The 17383-nt window shown below is 44.8% G+C and carries 17 protein-coding genes; 10 read left to right on the top strand and 7 right to left on the bottom strand.

The genetic code is table 11. The annotated features are described in order from the left end of the window. Window positions 1-583 precede the first annotated feature (583 nt). The 3 genes from QUB64_RS07560 to QUB64_RS07550 all read left to right on the top strand — a co-directional run bounded on the left by QUB64_RS07560 (window position 584) and on the right by QUB64_RS07550 (window position 2913). Complete coding sequence (locus tag QUB64_RS07560) at window positions 584-1138, top strand: hypothetical protein (protein ID WP_333269125.1); 555 nt, start codon at window positions 584-586, stop codon at window positions 1136-1138. 139 nt (window positions 1139-1277) lie between these two features. Then, entirely contained in the window at window positions 1278-2165 is an 888-nt protein-coding gene (locus tag QUB64_RS07555; RefSeq protein WP_333269124.1) for a hypothetical protein, read from the top strand. 172 nt (window positions 2166-2337) lie between these two features. Continuing rightward, on the top strand, window positions 2338-2913 hold the full coding sequence (locus QUB64_RS07550; protein ID WP_333269123.1) for a DUF2996 domain-containing protein: 576 nt from the start codon (window positions 2338-2340) through the stop codon (window positions 2911-2913). A gap of 219 nt (window positions 2914-3132) precedes the next feature. Here QUB64_RS07550 and QUB64_RS07545 read toward each other — a convergent pair whose 3' ends face one another. Continuing rightward, window positions 3133-3948: an alpha/beta fold hydrolase gene (locus QUB64_RS07545; protein ID WP_333269122.1), complete on the bottom strand. Its 816-nt coding sequence runs from the start codon at window positions 3946-3948 to the stop codon at window positions 3133-3135. On the opposite strand from QUB64_RS07545, the gene QUB64_RS07540 reads away from it, so the two are divergent. Continuing rightward, window positions 3947-4192 carry a hypothetical protein gene (locus QUB64_RS07540; protein ID WP_333269121.1) on the top strand — a complete coding sequence of 82 codons (246 nt, stop codon included), beginning with the start codon at window positions 3947-3949 and terminating at the stop codon, window positions 4190-4192. The genes QUB64_RS07545 and QUB64_RS07540 overlap by 2 nt on opposite strands. Before the next feature lie 165 nt (window positions 4193-4357). On the opposite strand, the gene QUB64_RS07535 is transcribed toward QUB64_RS07540, so the two are convergent. Continuing rightward, a complete protein-coding gene (locus QUB64_RS07535; protein ID WP_333269120.1) occupies window positions 4358-5083 on the bottom strand; it encodes a lysophospholipid acyltransferase family protein in 726 nt (241 codons plus the stop codon). Window positions 5084-5601: 518 nt separating this feature from the next. On the opposite strand from QUB64_RS07535, the gene QUB64_RS07530 reads away from it, so the two are divergent. The 5 genes from QUB64_RS07530 to QUB64_RS07510 all read left to right on the top strand — a co-directional run bounded on the left by QUB64_RS07530 (window position 5602) and on the right by QUB64_RS07510 (window position 9445). Next, a complete protein-coding gene (locus tag QUB64_RS07530; protein ID WP_333269119.1) occupies window positions 5602-5916 on the top strand; it encodes a hypothetical protein in 315 nt (104 codons plus the stop codon). A 128-nt stretch (window positions 5917-6044) separates the two neighbouring features. Continuing rightward, window positions 6045-7772, top strand: a complete 1728-nt coding sequence (locus tag QUB64_RS07525) for a succinate dehydrogenase/fumarate reductase flavoprotein subunit (RefSeq protein WP_333269118.1) — start codon at window positions 6045-6047, stop codon at window positions 7770-7772. Between the two features lie 573 nt (window positions 7773-8345). After that, complete coding sequence (locus tag QUB64_RS07520; RefSeq protein WP_333269117.1) at window positions 8346-8702, top strand: hypothetical protein; 357 nt, start codon at window positions 8346-8348, stop codon at window positions 8700-8702. After that, on the top strand, window positions 8699-9130 hold the full coding sequence (locus tag QUB64_RS07515) for an HNH endonuclease (RefSeq protein WP_333269116.1): 432 nt from the start codon (window positions 8699-8701) through the stop codon (window positions 9128-9130). Before QUB64_RS07520 ends, QUB64_RS07515 begins: the two co-directional genes overlap by 4 nt. Window positions 9131-9175: 45 nt before the next feature. Next, a complete protein-coding gene (locus tag QUB64_RS07510) occupies window positions 9176-9445 on the top strand; it encodes a helix-turn-helix domain-containing protein (protein WP_333269115.1) in 270 nt (89 codons plus the stop codon). 151 nt (window positions 9446-9596) lie between these two features. On the opposite strand, the gene QUB64_RS07505 is transcribed toward QUB64_RS07510, so the two are convergent. The 5 genes from QUB64_RS07505 to QUB64_RS07485 all read right to left on the bottom strand — a co-directional run bounded on the left by QUB64_RS07505 (window position 9597) and on the right by QUB64_RS07485 (window position 15183). Further along, entirely contained in the window at window positions 9597-10136 is a 540-nt protein-coding gene (locus QUB64_RS07505) for a hypothetical protein (RefSeq protein ID WP_333269114.1), read from the bottom strand. After that, on the bottom strand, window positions 10133-11707 hold the full coding sequence (locus QUB64_RS07500; protein WP_333269113.1) for a hypothetical protein: 1575 nt from the start codon (window positions 11705-11707) through the stop codon (window positions 10133-10135). Before QUB64_RS07500 ends, QUB64_RS07505 begins: the two co-directional genes overlap by 4 nt. Before the next feature lie 19 nt (window positions 11708-11726). Next, window positions 11727-12794: a restriction endonuclease gene (locus QUB64_RS07495; protein WP_333269112.1), complete on the bottom strand. Its 1068-nt coding sequence runs from the start codon at window positions 12792-12794 to the stop codon at window positions 11727-11729. A 461-nt stretch (window positions 12795-13255) separates the two neighbouring features. After that, entirely contained in the window at window positions 13256-13609 is a 354-nt protein-coding gene (locus QUB64_RS07490; protein WP_333269111.1) for a hypothetical protein, read from the bottom strand. Window positions 13610-14247: 638 nt separating this feature from the next. Beyond that, on the bottom strand, window positions 14248-15183 hold the full coding sequence (locus QUB64_RS07485; RefSeq protein ID WP_333269110.1) for a tetratricopeptide repeat protein: 936 nt from the start codon (window positions 15181-15183) through the stop codon (window positions 14248-14250). A gap of 721 nt (window positions 15184-15904) precedes the next feature. Between QUB64_RS07485 and QUB64_RS07480 the strand changes: the two genes are divergently transcribed. Further along, on the top strand, window positions 15905-17173 hold the full coding sequence (locus tag QUB64_RS07480; protein WP_333269109.1) for a hypothetical protein: 1269 nt from the start codon (window positions 15905-15907) through the stop codon (window positions 17171-17173). Window positions 17174-17383 lie beyond the last annotated feature (210 nt).

Raw genomic sequence — 17383 nt, 5'->3', positions numbered from 1 at the left:
GGCTGGCAATTAGAAAACTTAGTTTCTTTACCCCCATCCCCAGAATTTATCTGTGGAGCAATCTTTCTTCTTCCTTCAAAACTCGCAATTGCCAAAAAATCCTCTGCCCGCAAGCAGAGGATTTTTTTACAAACAACACAAATCACCCGCTCGGGGAAGACAAATTGGCAAATCATCAGAAAAATGGGTAGAAACCCCGTCCTTCGCTCGACGGCTTTTGCTAGAATAGAACTGGTCGTTGACCCACCCGCGACAATGGAGACATAAAGCCTAACACCAAAGTTTGCCAGAAGTATGGCAACGGCGAGGAAAAATTGGTAGACCGGGAAAAGCTTAAGAGGCAATGGAAAACATCCTCTCTAGACGTAAACTTATTCAGTTTTTAGACTGTTTGTTAAAACCGCAGGGCTTGCGGGGTTAGTCTGTGGAGCGAACATAAGACCAAATCTCTCGCTTGAGTGGAGGCAGTTGCAATGAAGCAGAAAGGTCTAAGAAGCGATTCTTGGAATCTCCGTGGCTTCAGCCCGGAGAGGATGTCAAGAGCCACAATTGTGATTGGAAACCTACTCATGAGGAGAGAGCGATGCAATTTCCCCCCGCACGCAGAATATTAGCTCCATTCCTGATCTCGGTACTGCTGTTAGTGACTGCCTGCGGTCAAACCCAAGCCCCCTCCCGCTGGGACAAAGCTCAGCAGGAAAGCACCCAAAAATCTGGTAAAGCCAAGCAGACAACTGCTGACAAATCAACTGCTCAAAATCCCAACCTGCCCAACAAGGCAGTTGCAGGCGGTAAGTTAAATAAATACTTCCCCTCTGCTGGCGACGGATTCGATCGTGTTTTTGCTCAAGAAAAATCCGGTTTTGCTGAAGCTAAGCTGAACAAAGGCGGTAAAAATGTCGCGGTACTCTCGATTAACGACATCGCCGGCAACCCCTCGGCTGGGGATAAATTCCAGCAAAGTACCAAGCAAATTGGCGGCTATCCCGCCATTAATCAGGGTGCTAGTATCACTGCTGTTCTAGTAGCAAATCGCTATCAGGTCAAAGTTCAATCCCGCGATCCTTCTTTTTCGGCTAGCGATCGCGAAGCTTGGCTGTCAAAATTTAACTTCGGCGGCCTCGCCCGCGTCAAGTAGCACTGTCTCTTTTCAAACTTTGCGCCAGACTCCAGTCTGGCGCTATCACAACTTGCGTCTGCCAAAATGAAATTGTGAAGTTTTTGCCATCTGCCAAAAGTAATACCTTTGATTCCCGTTCAACCATAAGGAGTTTTTTGTGAGCAAAACAGTCTTTGAATTAGTCGATCAACTGCCTAAAGACAACATGACTGTCAAAGCCCTGCGAGCGCTTGACTTTGTGGTTCCCGGTGAGTGGAACAATTTAGTTGGCTTTGAAAATACCATTCGCACCGTTACTGGCGAAACAGACGAAGATCTGATCCAGCAAATTGGCGATCGCGCCATCTACCTCTACAACGATAAATCAGAAGGCTACCAGCGCGCTCTCTGGCTCTACCAAACCATCGACAGTGCCTCTAGCGCCCTCGGCGCCGCAGCCCTCGCCAACAAAGTCTCCCAAAATGTCCCGTTTTTGTCGATGCTCGGCAATCTCACCCCCAAACCAGAAAAAGCTCAAACGATCGACCTTTCTTTGAAATTAGTCACCGAATTGCTCGCTTTTTGCCAAATTAACGGCATTCCCGGCGACAGCATCGGCGATTTCGCCGGGGCTTTGGGCGACTACGGCGGTGAATCCCTGATGCGGATGGCTGCTTTGGTTTGTTTCGACGGTTTGATTCCCCTGGGCCCAGACTTTATCATGGCCACTCAGTCTTGGATTGAAAAGCTCTCCCCCAGCGATCTGCAAGAAAATCCAGCGTTTAAGTCGATCGGCGGCATGATTCCTGGCGGTAATCCCGCAGGCCAACTCGGCTTTATCGGCGAAAGCTTTAACTCGGTTTCCGGCTGGATGGGCTCGTTTGTGAGCGATCGAGGTTTGACTCCCGAAAACGTCCTCGGCCACTTGCAGAATTTTGTCGAAATTTCTGCCGACAAAGTGGACTACGTGGGCGCTTTCCTCGACATGACTACCAATTACTACGAACACACGGGCGTTCAAACTCTCGCCCACCGTTTGATTGAACGAGCTGTCGCTGAGATTTAGAATAAGCACAGGAGTTGTGACGTTTCAGGGCGATCGCCCTGACAGTTTTTTGAGTTCAATTTTTTTTGACTCGCAATTCTTTAAGGTTGGTTTTCGATAAAATGTTTGTGCGATCGACTCGATCGCACCTCAACTCACAACTCCTACCAATCAATTTTACAAGGAACACTTAATGCCAGAAGAACCGCAAAATCCTACCGCTGGCGAATCCGAAACTCCCAGTGCTGCGATCGAGAACGCCCCGAGTTCCGATGAACCCCAGACAAGCGACGTGTCCAGCACTGACAAGCCGTCTGCCGCTGCTAAAAAGCCCGCAGCCAAGGCCGCTGACGGCGATCAGCCTCCAGCTAAAGCTAAAAAGGAAAAAGCACCTGCTGTTGAAGACAAGCCCTTTGCGGAATTTATTCAACAAGATTATTTGCCCGCCTTGCAAACTGCTTTGACCAAGCAGGGCGTTAAGGATTTAGATGTGAGTTTGACCAAGCAAAAACTCCCCGTTGCTGGGATGAGTTCCGCCGGAGATTGCTGGCAGGTAATTGGTAAATTTCAAGAAGGTCAGCGCCAATTTAACTTGTATTTTCCTCAAGAAGATATTCAAAGTCAAAGAGCGTTTTCCTGCGCTGAAAATAATACCAAAACCAGCACTTTAGAGCCTTTTTTGATAGACGAGCGCAAGATTACTCTAGACCTCATGGTCTTTGGTGTCGTCCAGCGGCTTAATGCTCAAAAATGGCTGAATCTTAATTAGTTATCGTGCAGTGCGAGCGTCCCGCTCGCGAGTCTTATTGATCTAGCTCGCGAGTCTTATTGATCTAGCTCGCGAGTCTTATTGATCTAGCTCGCGAGTCTTATTAATCTAGCTCGCGAGTCTTATTAATCTAGCTCGCGAGTCTTATTAATCTAGCTCGCGAGCGGGGACGCTCGCACTAAAAAAAATTACAAAAATGAGATGCTCCCTGACTGCTGACTAATGACTCCTGACTAATGATAAATATTCTTCGGATTCTGTTAAAAAATTGTGAGCTTGCATAATCGCGTAAAGGTCAACATCTGTTTCTAACAAACAAGCATGACCGCTGTTAGCCAGCATCACCATTTCAGCATTCGGAATTACCTTGACTAAAAGCTTCGCTTCTGCTGTGGAAGGCAACAGCCGATCGGCACCGCTAGCAATTACTAACGTCGGCTGTTCGATCGCACGCAACTGATTTTCATCAACATTAAACGATCGCACTAACGCCAATCTCCACACAGATGTGTGTTGCGGTACCGCTTGCATCGCTTCCAGCAAAGCTCGCCGATCGTCCCGCCCAATCTTTCCTAAGGATGCTAATATCGGCAACAGACCGATTACCGACAGCGGATAAAGGTTCGCCGGCAACCACTGAGTTAGGTGGGAACCCCACTGCACCCAAGGCTGTTGTCGGAATGAAGAAGCTGGATTTACTAAAATTAGTCGATCGCACAATTGGGGAGCTTCTAAAACAACTTTTATCCCTAAACATCCCCCAAATGACTCGCCGCACAGATAAACGGGTCGCTGATTGGCTTTCTTTTCTGCTTCAATTAAGGCAATTGTTTCCTTAACCAGTACCTCCCAGCTAGCCATGTCGTCGGCTGGTATAGCTAAGCAGCGAATGTCGAAATGCGGAGCTAATTTAGGAATTTGCGATCGCAGCAGCAAACCGCCCCCGTCCATACCCGGCAGAAATATAAATAAAGGGCGATCGGGTTTCGGCGGTTTCGGGCTGAGAAAACGAACCTTATTGTTAGCAGTTGGCATGATTAAATTTAATCTGGGAATGGGGAATTGGGCATCGGGCATGGGGCATCGGGCATTGGGAATTGGAAATTGGGAATTGGGAATTGGTAATTGGGAATTGGGAATTGGGCATTGGGAATTGGAAATTGGGAATTGGAAATTGGGAATTGGGAATTGGGAATTGGTAATTGGGAATTGGAAATTGGGAATTGGGAATTGGGAATTGGGAATTGGGAATTGGGAATTGGGAATTGGTAATTGGTAATTGGTAATCTTGCTCGCAAAGCCGAAGGGTGGCAATTCGTAGTTGGTAATTTATTGCTTCTTTTTACTACTGATAACTGACAACTGCCCACTGCCCACTGACAACTGCCCACTGACAACTGACAACTGACAACTGACAACTGACAACTGACAACTGACAACTGACTTAAACACACCCTCGATCGAGTAATTGCGCAATTTCCCCCTGACAGTGTTCTGTAAGTTCAGCAACAACTACTTTGGCTTTTTTGCCTCGATACTGCTGCTGTCGATCGACTGTAATCCAGTAAGGGCGGCCGATTAAAACATTAACTCGTTGATAAACTATCACAGGATGCCACCCCGCGCGATCGAATAAAGGTTCGGAAGGATCGAACAAACTCAACAACTTCAGCGGTAAACCCGATCGCACCGACTCTTCCTCCATCGAAGCAATCGCCACCGGTAACACCGCCAAATCCCGCACCGGCGCCCGCAAAGCCAAATGAGCAAATCCCCGCTGAAACTTCCCCATAGTATTCGGTTGAGTAAAGTTCACCATCGGTTCTGCACCCTCAGGAAACACCCCCACCATTTCCCCGCTTTGCAGCAGCGCCGTCGCTTGAGAGAAAAAATGCTGCTGTCGGTGCTCCGGTGCTTCCAAGGGGAAAGCCCCAAAACTCGTGACAACTTCCCGAATCACCGGAACTTGACCCATGTAGTGATGACAAGCAAACCGGATCGATCGACCCAAACCCGCCGTCAGCACTACTGGATCTAAGAAACTGCGGTGATTGCTCACTACCAATACCGGACTCTCTTGGGGAATCCGCGGCTGGTGGTGTACAAACATCTGCGTTCCCACACCAGCCAGGAAACAGCGCGAAATCATCAATGTGCGATCGGAAGACATGGGCTAAAACACAGGTAAAACGCTATAAAGGTTGATTCCATACCCATGCAGCTTAACATTACTTTACAAAATCGGCGATCGGTCAAAAAGTAGACTTTCCCCTTGTACCTTTCTTTCGTAGGCTGCACGCACTGTGAGATCAGAAACCGGGTTTTTTGCGAAAATACGCGTTACAGGCGCCAAAATAGTAAAAAACCCGGTTTCTTTGTCGGAGTGCCTAAGTCTGGTTTCGTAGTCCTGCACGCACGGGGGGTCAGAGGTTTTTGCGAAAATACGCGTTACAGGCGCCAAAACAGTAAAAAACCCGGTTTATTTGTCGGAGTGCCTAAGTCTGGTTTCGGTAAAATTTCCCAGTCCGAAGTAAAATTTTATAAAGTCTTGTTGCAAACTTCTATAAAAATGTTTAAAACAAGGCCAAAAACAAGTTGCAGCAGCTAAGATTATAAATTCACAGTGGGCATTGACGCACTGTCAAAGTATTTTTCAACAAGTCGTAATAGCAATCTCCCGAGGCATCAATGGATAACATTCACAACTATCGCCTTAAATGTACCCTCACCTTTGGCGACATTTACGGTCAAATCATTGTTTGGCTGATAGTCATCTTCCTGAGTCTAGCGTCCGCACTCGCCCTCTGGAGCAGCGCCCGCCAAATCTACGCCTTGGCTACAGTTGGCTTGATTTTAGTGCTGTCTCTGCCATTCTTGCTGTTTGCTTTCGTGACAACTCTGCTCAATAACATTGAAGTGCTTTATGTAGACCCCGCCACCGAAGATCAACCTTCTGCAACGGGAAATCAGTCAAATCAGAGGTCTGTCGAAATCCTCGGCTAGTTCAATTTGAAATTTTAGACTTTGATGTTCGATTCCAATCAAAAGTTAAAAACTTCCCGCTCTTTTGGTAGGAAGTTTTTTTTTGCGTCACGATAAGTTGAGCAGAACACTCAAAATAATTTAAAAAAATGCTAGAACACGACGTAATCATTGTAGGCGGCGGTTTAGCAGGTTGCCGCGCAGCCGTAGAAATTGCCAGAACTGACCCCAGTTTAAAGGTAGCTGTTGTTGCCAAAACTCACCCAATTCGATCGCACTCTGTCGCAGCCCAAGGCGGTATGGCCTCTAGCCTCCAAAACGTCGATCCCGAAGACAGTTGGAAAGCCCACGCCTTCGACACAGTAAAAGGTTCAGACTATTTAGCCGACCAAGACGCCGTAGAAATCCTCACCCGCGAAGCGCCCGGTGTCATCATCGATTTAGAACACATGGGAGTCCTGTTTTCTCGCCTCCCAGACGGCAGAATTGCCCAGCGCGCTTTTGGCGGACATTCTCACCGCCGCACCTGCTACGCCGCCGACAAAACCGGTCACGCCATCCTCCACGAATTAGTTAACAATCTCCGCCGTTACGGAGTTCACATCTATCAGGAGTGGTATGTCACGCGCCTGATTTTGGAAGCCGGCCAAGCGAAGGGCGTAGTTATGTTTAACCTGATAGACGGCGAAATTGCCGTCGTGCGGGCGAAGGCGGTGATGTTTGCTACGGGGGGTTACGGTCGAGTTTACAACACTACCTCGAACGATTACGCCTCTACTGGCGACGGTTTGGCGATGGTGGCGATGGCTGGATTGCCGCTGGAAGATATGGAGTTTGTCCAGTTTCACCCGACGGGTTTGTATCCGGTGGGAGTGTTGATTTCGGAGGCTGTGCGGGGCGAAGGGGCTTATTTGATTAATTCCGAGGGCGATCGATTTATGGCGAATTATGCGCCGTCACGGATGGAATTAGCGCCTAGGGACATTACATCGCGATCGATTTCCTTAGAAATTCGCGCAGGCCGCGGCATTAACGTCGATGGTAGTGCTGGCGGCCCGTTTATTTACCTCGATTTGCGGCACATGGGACGCGAAAAAATCATGAGCAAAATTCCTTTTGCTTGGGAAGAAGCGCACCGCTTATTAGGAATTGATGCTGTAAATCAACCGATGCCCGTGCGTCCCACAGTCCACTATTCAATGGGCGGAATTCCAACTAATACAGGCGGACAAGTTCGGGGCAGTGCTGACAGTTTGGTAGACGGTTTCTTTGCCGCAGGCGAAGCAGCTTGCGTATCAGTTCACGGCGCTAACCGTTTGGGCAGCAATTCGCTTTTAGAATGTGTAGTTTATGGAAAAGTTACTGGCGCAACCATAGCACAATTCGTGCAAAATCGCAAGTTACCGACAGTAGACGAACAGCGTTATATCAACGAAGCAAAAGAACAAATTCAAGCACTCGTAGACCGTCCCGGACAATACCGCATCAATCAAGTGCGGCAAAAGTTCCAAGATACAATGACTGAGTATTGCGGAGTATTTCGCAGCGCTGAATTGATGCAGGAAGGTTTGCGGAAATTGAAGGAATTGGAAAAACAATATCAAGAAGTTTACTTGGACGACAAGGGTAAATCTTGGAATACGGAAATTGTCGAAGCTTTGGAATTGCGGAGTTTGATCATTGTGGGGAAAATGATTTTAACTTCGGCTTTGAACCGTCAGGAAAGTCGCGGAGCTCATTCGCGGGAAGATTTTTTGCAGCGGGATGATGAGAAGTTTTTGAAGCATACGCTGGCTTATTATTCGCCTGCGGGGATTGATTTGGCTTATATGCCGGTGGCGATTACGATGTTTGAGCCGCAGGAGAGGAAGTATTGATTTGTAGGTGGGCATTGCCCACCTATAATGATTTAGTTACCGGAAAAAAGTTAGATATGGGGGGTACGAGGGATATTTAGGATTAAGTTTAAACCTATGAGCTAAGCCTCAGTTAGTAAAGGAACTTGAATGTAATTCAGACTTGTTTAACAATTGTATAAACTCTTGAAAATCCTGATTGAGCATGGTATTTCCCTTGATTAAATTCTCGACGAAGGGTTTCTAAAGCAGCCAGTCCCACAGCATAGGGATGAGTCAGACAAAAAGCTATATCTGACTTGGGATTTTTTAAGTTAGTTTTAGCGACTGCGATCGAAGGTTTTTAAAACATAAGTTGTGAAGTAGTTATTTTCGATCGATGTTGGTACTTAAATATAGTAACATCTGGTTCTATACCCTTTCTCAAAAAGGTGAGGTACAGGTTTAGATTTTAGATTGGGGATTGGGGATTGGGGATTGGGGATTGGGGATTGAGGGATCTATCGATCGATACCTCATCTTTATGATAACTGCTATATATCTATTTCTGCTTTGTTATAATTAAAGTTATTCCTATCTTCACATTACCGAAGAATGCAAATTATATTAGAAGTCCCCGAGCTCCTCGGCGAAAAACTGCAACAATTGGGCGATCGCCTCCCGGAAGCCCTCGATCGCGCCCTTCAGGAACTCGCCCCTGCAGAAACCATTCCCTACAAAGACGAACTCCAAATCGTCGAACTGCTTGCCAGTCAACCCAGCCCGGAAGCAATCCTTGCCATTCGCCCCGCGCCTGCATTGCAAGCCCGCATGAGCGAACTGCTCGATCGCAATAAATCCGGCACTCTCTTGCGATCGGAACAAGTCGAACTCGATCGATACTTGCTGCTAGAACATTTGGTGCGCTTAGCCAAAGCTCATGCCTACAAAAACTTACAGACAGCAGCATGAGTTATGTATCAGCCTCTGTGCGTCGGCTAGTGACTCGACGCGCCGGAGAACAATGCGAGTATTGTCGATTTCCCCAAACGGCTTCACTATTCACCTTTGAAATGGAACACATTATTGCCGAAAAACATGATGGCATCACTAATGCTGAAAACCTAGCATTATCCTGTCCTTACTGCAACCGTTTCAAAGGAACTGACCTCGGTTCGATCGACCCCGAGACACAACAGCTAACTCCTTTTTTTAATCCCCGTCTCCAGCAATGGTCAGATCACTTTCGGCTAGAGCGAGGAACGATCATTCCACTGACTCCAGAAGGGCGCGTAACTGCTAAAATTCTACAATTTAACCTCCCAGAACGCATCCTCGAACGCGAGCAACTCATTGCAATTAGAGAATATCCACCACATCAAGGTGAGTTCGACGGTTGAAATTGAAATGTTCGGCCGCTGTTTGTAATTGCTAAAGAAAGAAGCATGACACAAGAACCATTTTTTGAAGAAAGCAGTGGCCATGTATTCGCTGACCTCGAACAGGAGGACGCAAATCAACTTTTTACGCGGGGCAAAATAGGGATTCAAGTAATCCGTATCTTGAAACAACGCAACTTGAAACAGCGCGAAATAAGTCAAATTATTGGCATTCCACAGCCTGAAGTATCTCATTTAATAAACGGAGAGTTTCAAAGATTCAGCGAGGAAAAACTACTGATCTTTCTCAAGGGACTTGATACGGGAATTACCTGACAGATTCGCGATCGTAATGGGGGCGATCGGCTGAAACTGTGATATTGCTGTAGGGGTTGACCAAAACAGGACAAAGCTAGATTTTGAGCTTCCGTTTTTCTTGGGAGTCCATCTCTTACTTCCCGTCGGTAATCTCTGAAATTTAATAACCTTACGCTTTAATAACATCTATTATTTCCTGTAATGTGAAATAAATATAATAAAAAATGGGTTTGCCGTTAATATCTATTGTTCCATATCTATAGTAAAATTTTTTATTTTTAGAGTAATCATACCCGAATGGGTTGAATTTAGGTTGAGAATTTGGATAAATCCTAAAACTAGGAGATAAATAGCTTACTTCAATAGGCGCGCATTTTTGATCGAAGGTAATTGCCCATTTAGGAGACACATCTAATTTGCCAGCGCAATTGCGTTTGCCTAAGTCAACAAAAATATTTTCATAAAAATAGCTAATAGGCTTTTCAGTAAAGTCTTTTTCTGTAATTGTATTGGAATAGTTTATCTGAGATTTTTTGACATCAACTTCAATTTGAATTATGCGTTTAAAGAAAATATTAACTTTAGTCAAAATATATTCCTCAACAGCATTTTTATGATTTTCACTTTTAAATGCTATCAACGGTAGGTAATCACTTTTAAAATTTAAATTTTCGTTATAAATACCAACATTTTTTATATCTTGATTCATAATTTTTCCTGAAGATATTCACTTTGGATTAAAAAGAAGTTAGCTTGAAAGACACGAATTCCTTGTATATCTAGTGATGACTCAACCTCCTCGCCTAAAAAAGGGTCATTAATAGGTGGTGATTCGTAGTAGTAGGGGATGAAAAATAAATTTTTTGAAATTATATGTGTTTGTTGAAGTGCTAATTCATAAGTAAGCTGCTTAATAAGATCGTGTTCATACTTCTTCTTCTGTTCTTTAGGAAGATTAGAAGGATTAAGATAGAACTCAAGTGGAACATCTTTATAATCAATTATTTTTAGGCTAGAAGCCTCGTCGGTTAAAACCAAATCAGGACGTAAAAATTTACGCCGTGGTTCACTGGTTTGATTTTCTGTATCATAGCCATAATTCTCTAAACAATAATCTTGATGGAATTCGACCCCATCTGTTAAAACTAGATGTCTAGGATTTAAGTCAAATTCAATCACAAGTAACTCATGCCATCTCAGTATTTGATTGTCATCTCCAGATTTATCTGATTCAGTAGAGTAAATCCAGAGCGGCCCGAAAATAGAGCCATTTAAGACTCGGATTTGCAAGTTACCAACTCTATTTTTTTCCGTTCTTTTAGGAAGACCATTATCATAATCCTTCAAAGGTATATCTGTATCTGCATAGCAAATTTCCTCTTGACAATTTCTGAAAAAATATGTATGACACATATCTTCCCAAATCAAGGAAAATCCTTTGATTCCCCAGTAATCGCCATCATCAAGCCCTGGATTAAGTTCACCATATAAAAATGTCTCAATAGCTTCATAAAGACCCCAATAATCATTATCTTTGTAGTAAGTATTTTTATCTATAGTATCTAGTGCTTCTTTGAGAATACTTGTGGTTTCTAAAAAAGTATCCTTATCAAAAATTGATTGCTCGCTACTTAGATAATCATCTTTAAACCGTTGAGCTAGAAAACGAATATCTTGAGTACGAGCTTTAATATGATCTGCTACATCTTCTTGTAGTTGCTGAACAATTTCATCAAGAATGTAACAATAAAGATTAACAATATCTGTACTTTCATAAAGCAAGACAGGACGGGGTAAATCCATTGTTTCCACATAAATTACATCATTATCTAGATAGATAGCCTTATCTAAGTATTTATAAATTTGGGAATAATCAATATCTTCAGTCCGTTTTACTTTTCTTTGAATTGAGTTAATAGCCAAGTCATCGTAAGTTTCGAGTACACGCTCAATCATTTTGAGTTTGCTATATAGCTGACAAGGTTCTCCTTCCTCAGTTTTCAGAGAAAGTCCACCTGAAGAAACAGTTGTCTGATCTTGATCGGTTTGATAATCATATCTATTAAGATTAACTCGATTTTTATTATCATTTTCAAATTTGCGAAAGGTACGATACATTTTAAAGAATAAATCTCGCACCTTATCGAACTGTTCTTCAGGAAAGTCATTAAATCCATTCGGCAGCCAGAATTCGTAAGTATCTCCTGATTGTGATTTACGAATTCCTACAAAATTATCATTAGGGTCTTTGACCAGCTTTATTTCTGAAAAGTTAATCATTGGTTAATTAAACTTGGATTTAGTTATTAAAATTCATAATTTTTTCAACAAACGTATTATGTAACTTGGTAAAGTCACCAAAAGTCACAAGCTCATCTCTTTCTTTACCTAAAAGCTCTAACAAGGGTTTTTTATCGCGGGTAAATACACTATCCCACAAGAAAAACATTAGTTTGTTTTGAATTTGCTCTGCCGTGATAGGCAGTTTTTTAATGAAATATTTACCAATCTGCTTATCTTCAATTCCACGAATGGAAGCATGATAGCTTTTGATAAAAATATTAATCTTGTTAATAAACTCTAGCCATTCTTCCTCGTCTAGAGTTCCATTTTTAGCTTTTCCGTATTCTCCAGGTGGAGGGTTGCTATCATCCCAATTGACAAACTCCCAATCCCAACGCCGTTTAAAGGCACTATCCATAAAATAAATCGAGTTGTCAGAGGTATTCATAGTAGCCAGTATGGATAGATTGGGGGGAATACGAATAATCCTTTCAACGAGATCAAATTTCAGGAATTCTATCTTCTTTTGCACAGTAGCAAGATTTTTAACGCCTTCAGAAACATAGGGAGATAGTTTATACTCTATTATTTTGCCTTCTTCATCATAAGAAAATCTAGTTTTTATCAATTGCAGAATTTTAATGAATTCAATTTCAGTGATATTAATTCCATAGCTCGACCATCCATCTTCATCTCTATCTAAAAGCTGAAAAATAGTTCCAAATATTGCTGAGGAGTTACCTCTGTTTATTTCATCTATTACCAAAGCTATATTTTGAACTTCCGATATTTTATTTCCCTCTTTGTCATAAGCATCGAGTATTTTTCGATACGCTTGGGATAAGGCTTTGAGAAAGTGACCCTCATAATAATTATATTCTACTTTCCCAGCTCTAGTAATAGGTACAAGTTTGCCCATAAAATCGCCATAAGTATATTCGGGATGAAAAACGGTTTTAATTACATTTCCTGGATGGCTTTTTTTATCAATACCTAAGTCTTCAGGAATTATTTTATTGTCAATTCGGTAGCTTTTTCCAGTTCCAGGGCTGCCAAAAATAATTTTCTGAAGGGGAGTATTCACCACTATTAACCTTTAATGCAACAGGGAGTTGTGATTATGATTATACTGAGTCTTCGCCCAAATTACTTTCTATTTGCTCCCCGAATAGTAAAGATTTGTAACTTTTTTAGCTGGCGATCTGCTTACCTGAGTTTGAGTAGGGGATTCGATAGATGCACGTGTGGTTGACAGCCTTGACCTCTGGAGTGGTTCGCTTTCCGGTGCCGATGCAAGCACCTGAGCAATGTTGACGTTGTACTTACTCAGTGTTGCACTACAATAAAATGGCATTGTTGAGAGTTTGTTTGTTGAGCCGATTGCCCACTTTGGATTCGCTACTTTCTGGGGTTGGCGATACTTTTTCTGATGCGTTACTCGGCGGTAGCGGTTCGAGCAGTTTCGATTGAGCTTCCGCAATTGCAGGCTTATTTTCAGACCAGGTTGACAGTGTAATGGAATCAAATTTCCTGCGCCGATCGATATTAGCCTGTAGCCTGGGTTCCCGATCGCTCTCTACCAGCACGTACCCAAGCAATATCTCGATCGGCATCCAGCGTCATTTGAGTATCTCGCTCTACATCGCTTTGAAATCCCCCACGGGTAGGAAATCCCGCATTATTGCGAGGACTGGCGAACATATGATACACAATAACTGCCTCAGTTCGCCCAAAAAGATACTGTTGTGCGAGGATATCTGTACCTTTAGCATCCCCAACTACAAAACACTCATTGCGATCGATCGCGCGAGCGAGCAAATAACGGTAATAGGTGTCAAATTCTTCCTGAGTCAGGTCGATGTGTCCGCTAATAAAATTAACCACCTTTTTACTTGTCATTGTTTGTTTCTCAGTCTGCGGAGTCAGGAAGTTAGTGCTACTGTCATTGGTTGCGATCGTATCCTAGCAAATTCAAGCGCGATCGCCCTTTCCCCATTCTTTCCCAACTATCTCACCCTCCAGTATCCTCCGAACTTCCTCTTTATAACAACGCGGTCAACGCTTTGGGTCATAATTCCCTCCGAGTTCTTGCTTAGGAATGAAAATTTAATAACTTAAGCAACGTTTCCATCTCAATCCTTGCCCGCAGACTGTCCAGGCATGACAATGCCGAACGTATTGAATTTTCATTCCTTAATTCATAATATCATCTCCCAGGTTAGTAGTGAGGACTTCAGTCCGCATTTAAATCAGAGGATTAGATCTCTTGCAAAAGTATTTTCGATCGAATCTTGGAACGGGCAAGATGCCCGTTCCACAAAGTAACTTGTTCTGTGGAACGGGCAAGATGCCCGTTCCTAGCTATTTTTGTAAGAGGTATACTGAAGTCCGAACGATCAAACCTGATAATCGTTATTTTTGGGGATATTATCTAATCGGTAATTCGGAATAAAATAAGAAGTTTTGAGTTAAAAGTATCAAATTTTCAACTCAAAATTCTGGGGCGGAAACTCTTAGTACCGCCCCTAGAAATGTTCTTAAGGTTTCGGTAGCGCACCTTCGGGACTAGGAGAAGCCGCCGGTTCAGGAGTCGGAGAAGCATCAGATTCGGGACTGGCTTTCTCCGCCGCAGGAGAAGGCGAAGGACTGTCGCTAGCTAACTGATTAATTTGGTCTTTATAGTTAGGAGGAGCTAACTCAGTAGCTTGATCAAACAGCGTTTTTGCCTCGTCAGTTTTGCCCTGTTCCTTCAACACGATCGCATGAGCTAACGTCGGGCGAAAATCTTTCGGATTCGCCTTGGCCGATTCGTCGTAAATCGCGATCGCCTCTGGGTAGCGCTTCTGCACCGCATAAACCTGCCCTAAAATCAACTGCACCGAAGTTACATCGATACTGCCCGGTTTCGCCTGATTTGCACTCGGAGCAGCCTTGAGCGTATCTTGCAGCAGCCCGATCGCAGCTTCCGGCCGTTGCTGCACCAGCAGCAAATTCACCAACCCCTGCAAAGCCTTAATTTCCCCAGGCTTAGACGCTAAAATCGATCGATAAGCCCCAGCAGCCCCTTCGCGATCGCCCGTGCGTTCCTTCGCCTGAGCCAGCAAAATCCCGTATTCCGTAGTGTCAGGATTAAGTTTAGCCAACTTTTCCAAAGTCGGCACCACATCCTTGATCGCCCCCACTCCTTGTCCGATCAACTCCAGCCGTACCTGCAAAAGTCCCCGCAAAGCCGTTACATTGTCAGGTTCCCGCTGCAAAACCAATTCGTACCCCCTCACCTGATCTTGCAGCAACTGCGATTGCTTCTCGGTAGATGCGGCTGTCTGAGTAGGCGTTGGAGTCGATCGACTTTGCGCTTGGCTCCCCTTGAGAATACTGTCCAAAATTGGAACCAGAGAAAATCCCACAAAAGCGATGAGCGCAAGCACCACCACCACAGTAATCAACCCGCGACCCTTGTTTGCTTTTTCCATAATTCAACTATCCCAACTTAAAATCTACTATTTTCTAAGAATTAACCCATCGCCTAGGGGCGTCTGCAATTTAACCAGATCCATGCAACCATAAAAGTTCTTAACTTCAAAGTCCCAATTGACAAAGCAGCCTTTTACTTGCAGCTAATATGGTAACAGACCCGCAACTCCCCGCTAGCCAAACAATTTTGGACACAAAGACCCGCAGCCCCAAGGAATGCGGCTTTCGTCCAATAAGAGTGCGGTCAAGCTCAAAATTACCGAAAATATGGCGGATCAGCCCGTTAGGTAATTGGATTAAGTAAAATAGGCAAGCTACTCCAGAGAGATTGGAATGGCGCTTTGGGGATTTTCCTCAAAGCATTGCGAGATATTGCCGGGTTGGATGCTCAGGTATTCAGCACGCTATGTCGGGATATATCCTAGATTGTCCGGACTTGAAGTATCTGAATATCCTAAACGCTATTAGCCAGCAACGCCAGCTTTCGGGCGATCGACCCGATCCTTGGGTTAGACAACTCTCAAACTCCTTGCCAGCAAGGATTAGAGCAGCAAACCAACCCGGGAGCGCTCGTAGCGAAGTTGAAAGTTGGCGTTGACGGGTCAAAACCAAACTTTCCGGCGCAAGCCCCAAGTCTGGTGCTAGTAGCTTTTAAAGCAGTTTCTTCAGTTTATTCCTAATTTCCCTTAAGGGATGTGTCTCCGCTGCAAGGAGTTTTTTATGAACCCCTCTCCGAACCGGTCTTCCAAATCGTCCAAATCTACTTCTGCTCGCAAGGCTCAGCCAAGCGATCCCGCCGTGAATCTGCCCGCAGTTACAGCCTCCGTGCCCGAGACACCAGACGAAAGTCCCGTGTCTTCCCCGTCGGCTGCACCTGTCGATCAAAATCAACCACCAGCGCCAACGGACGCCCCAGCGACAACGGACGCCCCAGCGCCAAAGGATGCGCTGCAACGACCGCGCTACAGTTCTGCCCCCGATGGGGACAAAACAAAGCCAAAGCCCAGCGATGCTCCTGCGCTCTCGGAGCCACCATCCGCGCCTGTGGAATCTGCTGGTAAGACAACTGCACTCACAGTCGCACCTACCCCAACCCCCAAGCCTGCCACTAACGAAAGTCAGGCCGATGATGATGAGATACCCTCCGTCATGCGCCAACATCCGATTCCCCCTCCCAGCGAACCCAGACAGTACCGAGCTGTTGGTTTAGTGCGGGGCCGCTACACCCAATCTGAAGAGCAATTCACCCGAGGTATGTTGATAGCTGCCGACGGAACTGCCATCGACGCAGTTTTGCTGGGTAGAGTTATGAGTTTAGTCAAAAATCACCTGGATCTGGAACAAGAACACCTGTGGGTGGTCTATCCCCGCACCAGGCAAGAAGATGGCAATTTGCACGCCCAGATTATGGGTGTTTGGGAGCCGGAAACCCTGAAAAAAGCTCTTGAACCCTCCTCTGACGAGGAAAACCAGGAAGTAGGGGAGATTGAGACTAGCGACGAAGCATCGATCGCATCTTTGGCGCCCTCGGAACCTGATGTTGAAGATGGCTATTTTTCGATTCGAGGCGAGGTGATTTATCAATCGCAAGATGAAGAAAAGTATGTCATCGTCAAAATCAAGCAAGCTCCCCGCAAGAATGACGACAAGATGAAGTTTTTTAAGCTGAAACTTAAGGGGGATTTAGCAACAAAGGCGATCGGCTTTTTTTGGGATTTCCACGTCAAATTGCAAGCTGACAGTCTGATGATTGAGCAGGCAAAAAATATTGGCGCCCTGCCGATTAAAAAACGGAAATTCCCCCCCGGAAGTGGCAAGCCCGGTGGCGGCTACAAAGGAGGCGGAAACAAGCGTCCCTTTACTCCTAGGCCCAGCGGTGACGGTTCTCGTATAGAACGTCCTAATATCAAGCCTTCTGCTGCTGCACCGCCTGTCCCCAAGGAACCTCTTCCTAAGCCGGTTAAGAAGCCTAAGCCAGTTGAGGAATAAGGCAATTTGAGATTTTGGATTTGAGATTTTGGATTTGGGATTTTGGATGTTAGGTGAGTGCGTCAGTTTTCCATGCGTGCAGTTATTTACCAGAAATTTTCAATCTAAAATCTAGAATCCTGGACGCACTCCCGAGGAGCAGAAACCGAGTTTATTGACCAAAAACCTAAGCTTTCAGGCAAAGCCGGCGACAATAAACCCGGTTTCTGA

The organism is Microcoleus sp. Aus8_D2 (assembly GCF_036702665.1).
Lineage (GTDB): Bacteria > Cyanobacteriota > Cyanobacteriia > Cyanobacteriales > Microcoleaceae > Microcoleus.
The sequence above is the reverse complement of the archived record's forward strand: the minus strand, read 5'-3'. Positions and strand labels throughout refer to the sequence as shown.

Coding starts and splice junctions, on each gene's coding strand:
- QUB64_RS07560 (WP_333269125.1), top strand. CDS start 584: ATGCAATTTCCCCCCGCACGCAGAATATTAGCTCCATTCCTGATCTCG.
- QUB64_RS07510 (WP_333269115.1), top strand. CDS start 9,176: ATGACACAAGAACCATTTTTTGAAGAAAGCAGTGGCCATGTATTCGCT.
- QUB64_RS07540 (WP_333269121.1), top strand. CDS start 3,947: ATGATTAAATTTAATCTGGGAATGGGGAATTGGGCATCGGGCATGGGG.
- QUB64_RS07520 (WP_333269117.1), top strand. CDS start 8,346: ATGCAAATTATATTAGAAGTCCCCGAGCTCCTCGGCGAAAAACTGCAA.
- QUB64_RS07535 (WP_333269120.1), bottom strand. CDS start 5,083: ATGTCTTCCGATCGCACATTGATGATTTCGCGCTGTTTCCTGGCTGGT.
- QUB64_RS07485 (WP_333269110.1), bottom strand. CDS start 15,183: ATGGAAAAAGCAAACAAGGGTCGCGGGTTGATTACTGTGGTGGTGGTG.
- QUB64_RS07505 (WP_333269114.1), bottom strand. CDS start 10,136: ATGAATCAAGATATAAAAAATGTTGGTATTTATAACGAAAATTTAAAT.
- QUB64_RS07525 (WP_333269118.1), top strand. CDS start 6,045: ATGCTAGAACACGACGTAATCATTGTAGGCGGCGGTTTAGCAGGTTGC.
- QUB64_RS07545 (WP_333269122.1), bottom strand. CDS start 3,948: ATGCCAACTGCTAACAATAAGGTTCGTTTTCTCAGCCCGAAACCGCCG.
- QUB64_RS07530 (WP_333269119.1), top strand. CDS start 5,602: ATGGATAACATTCACAACTATCGCCTTAAATGTACCCTCACCTTTGGC.
- QUB64_RS07500 (WP_333269113.1), bottom strand. CDS start 11,707: ATGATTAACTTTTCAGAAATAAAGCTGGTCAAAGACCCTAATGATAAT.
- QUB64_RS07550 (WP_333269123.1), top strand. CDS start 2,338: ATGCCAGAAGAACCGCAAAATCCTACCGCTGGCGAATCCGAAACTCCC.
- QUB64_RS07490 (WP_333269111.1), bottom strand. CDS start 13,609: ATGACAAGTAAAAAGGTGGTTAATTTTATTAGCGGACACATCGACCTG.
- QUB64_RS07515 (WP_333269116.1), top strand. CDS start 8,699: ATGAGTTATGTATCAGCCTCTGTGCGTCGGCTAGTGACTCGACGCGCC.
- QUB64_RS07480 (WP_333269109.1), top strand. CDS start 15,905: ATGAACCCCTCTCCGAACCGGTCTTCCAAATCGTCCAAATCTACTTCT.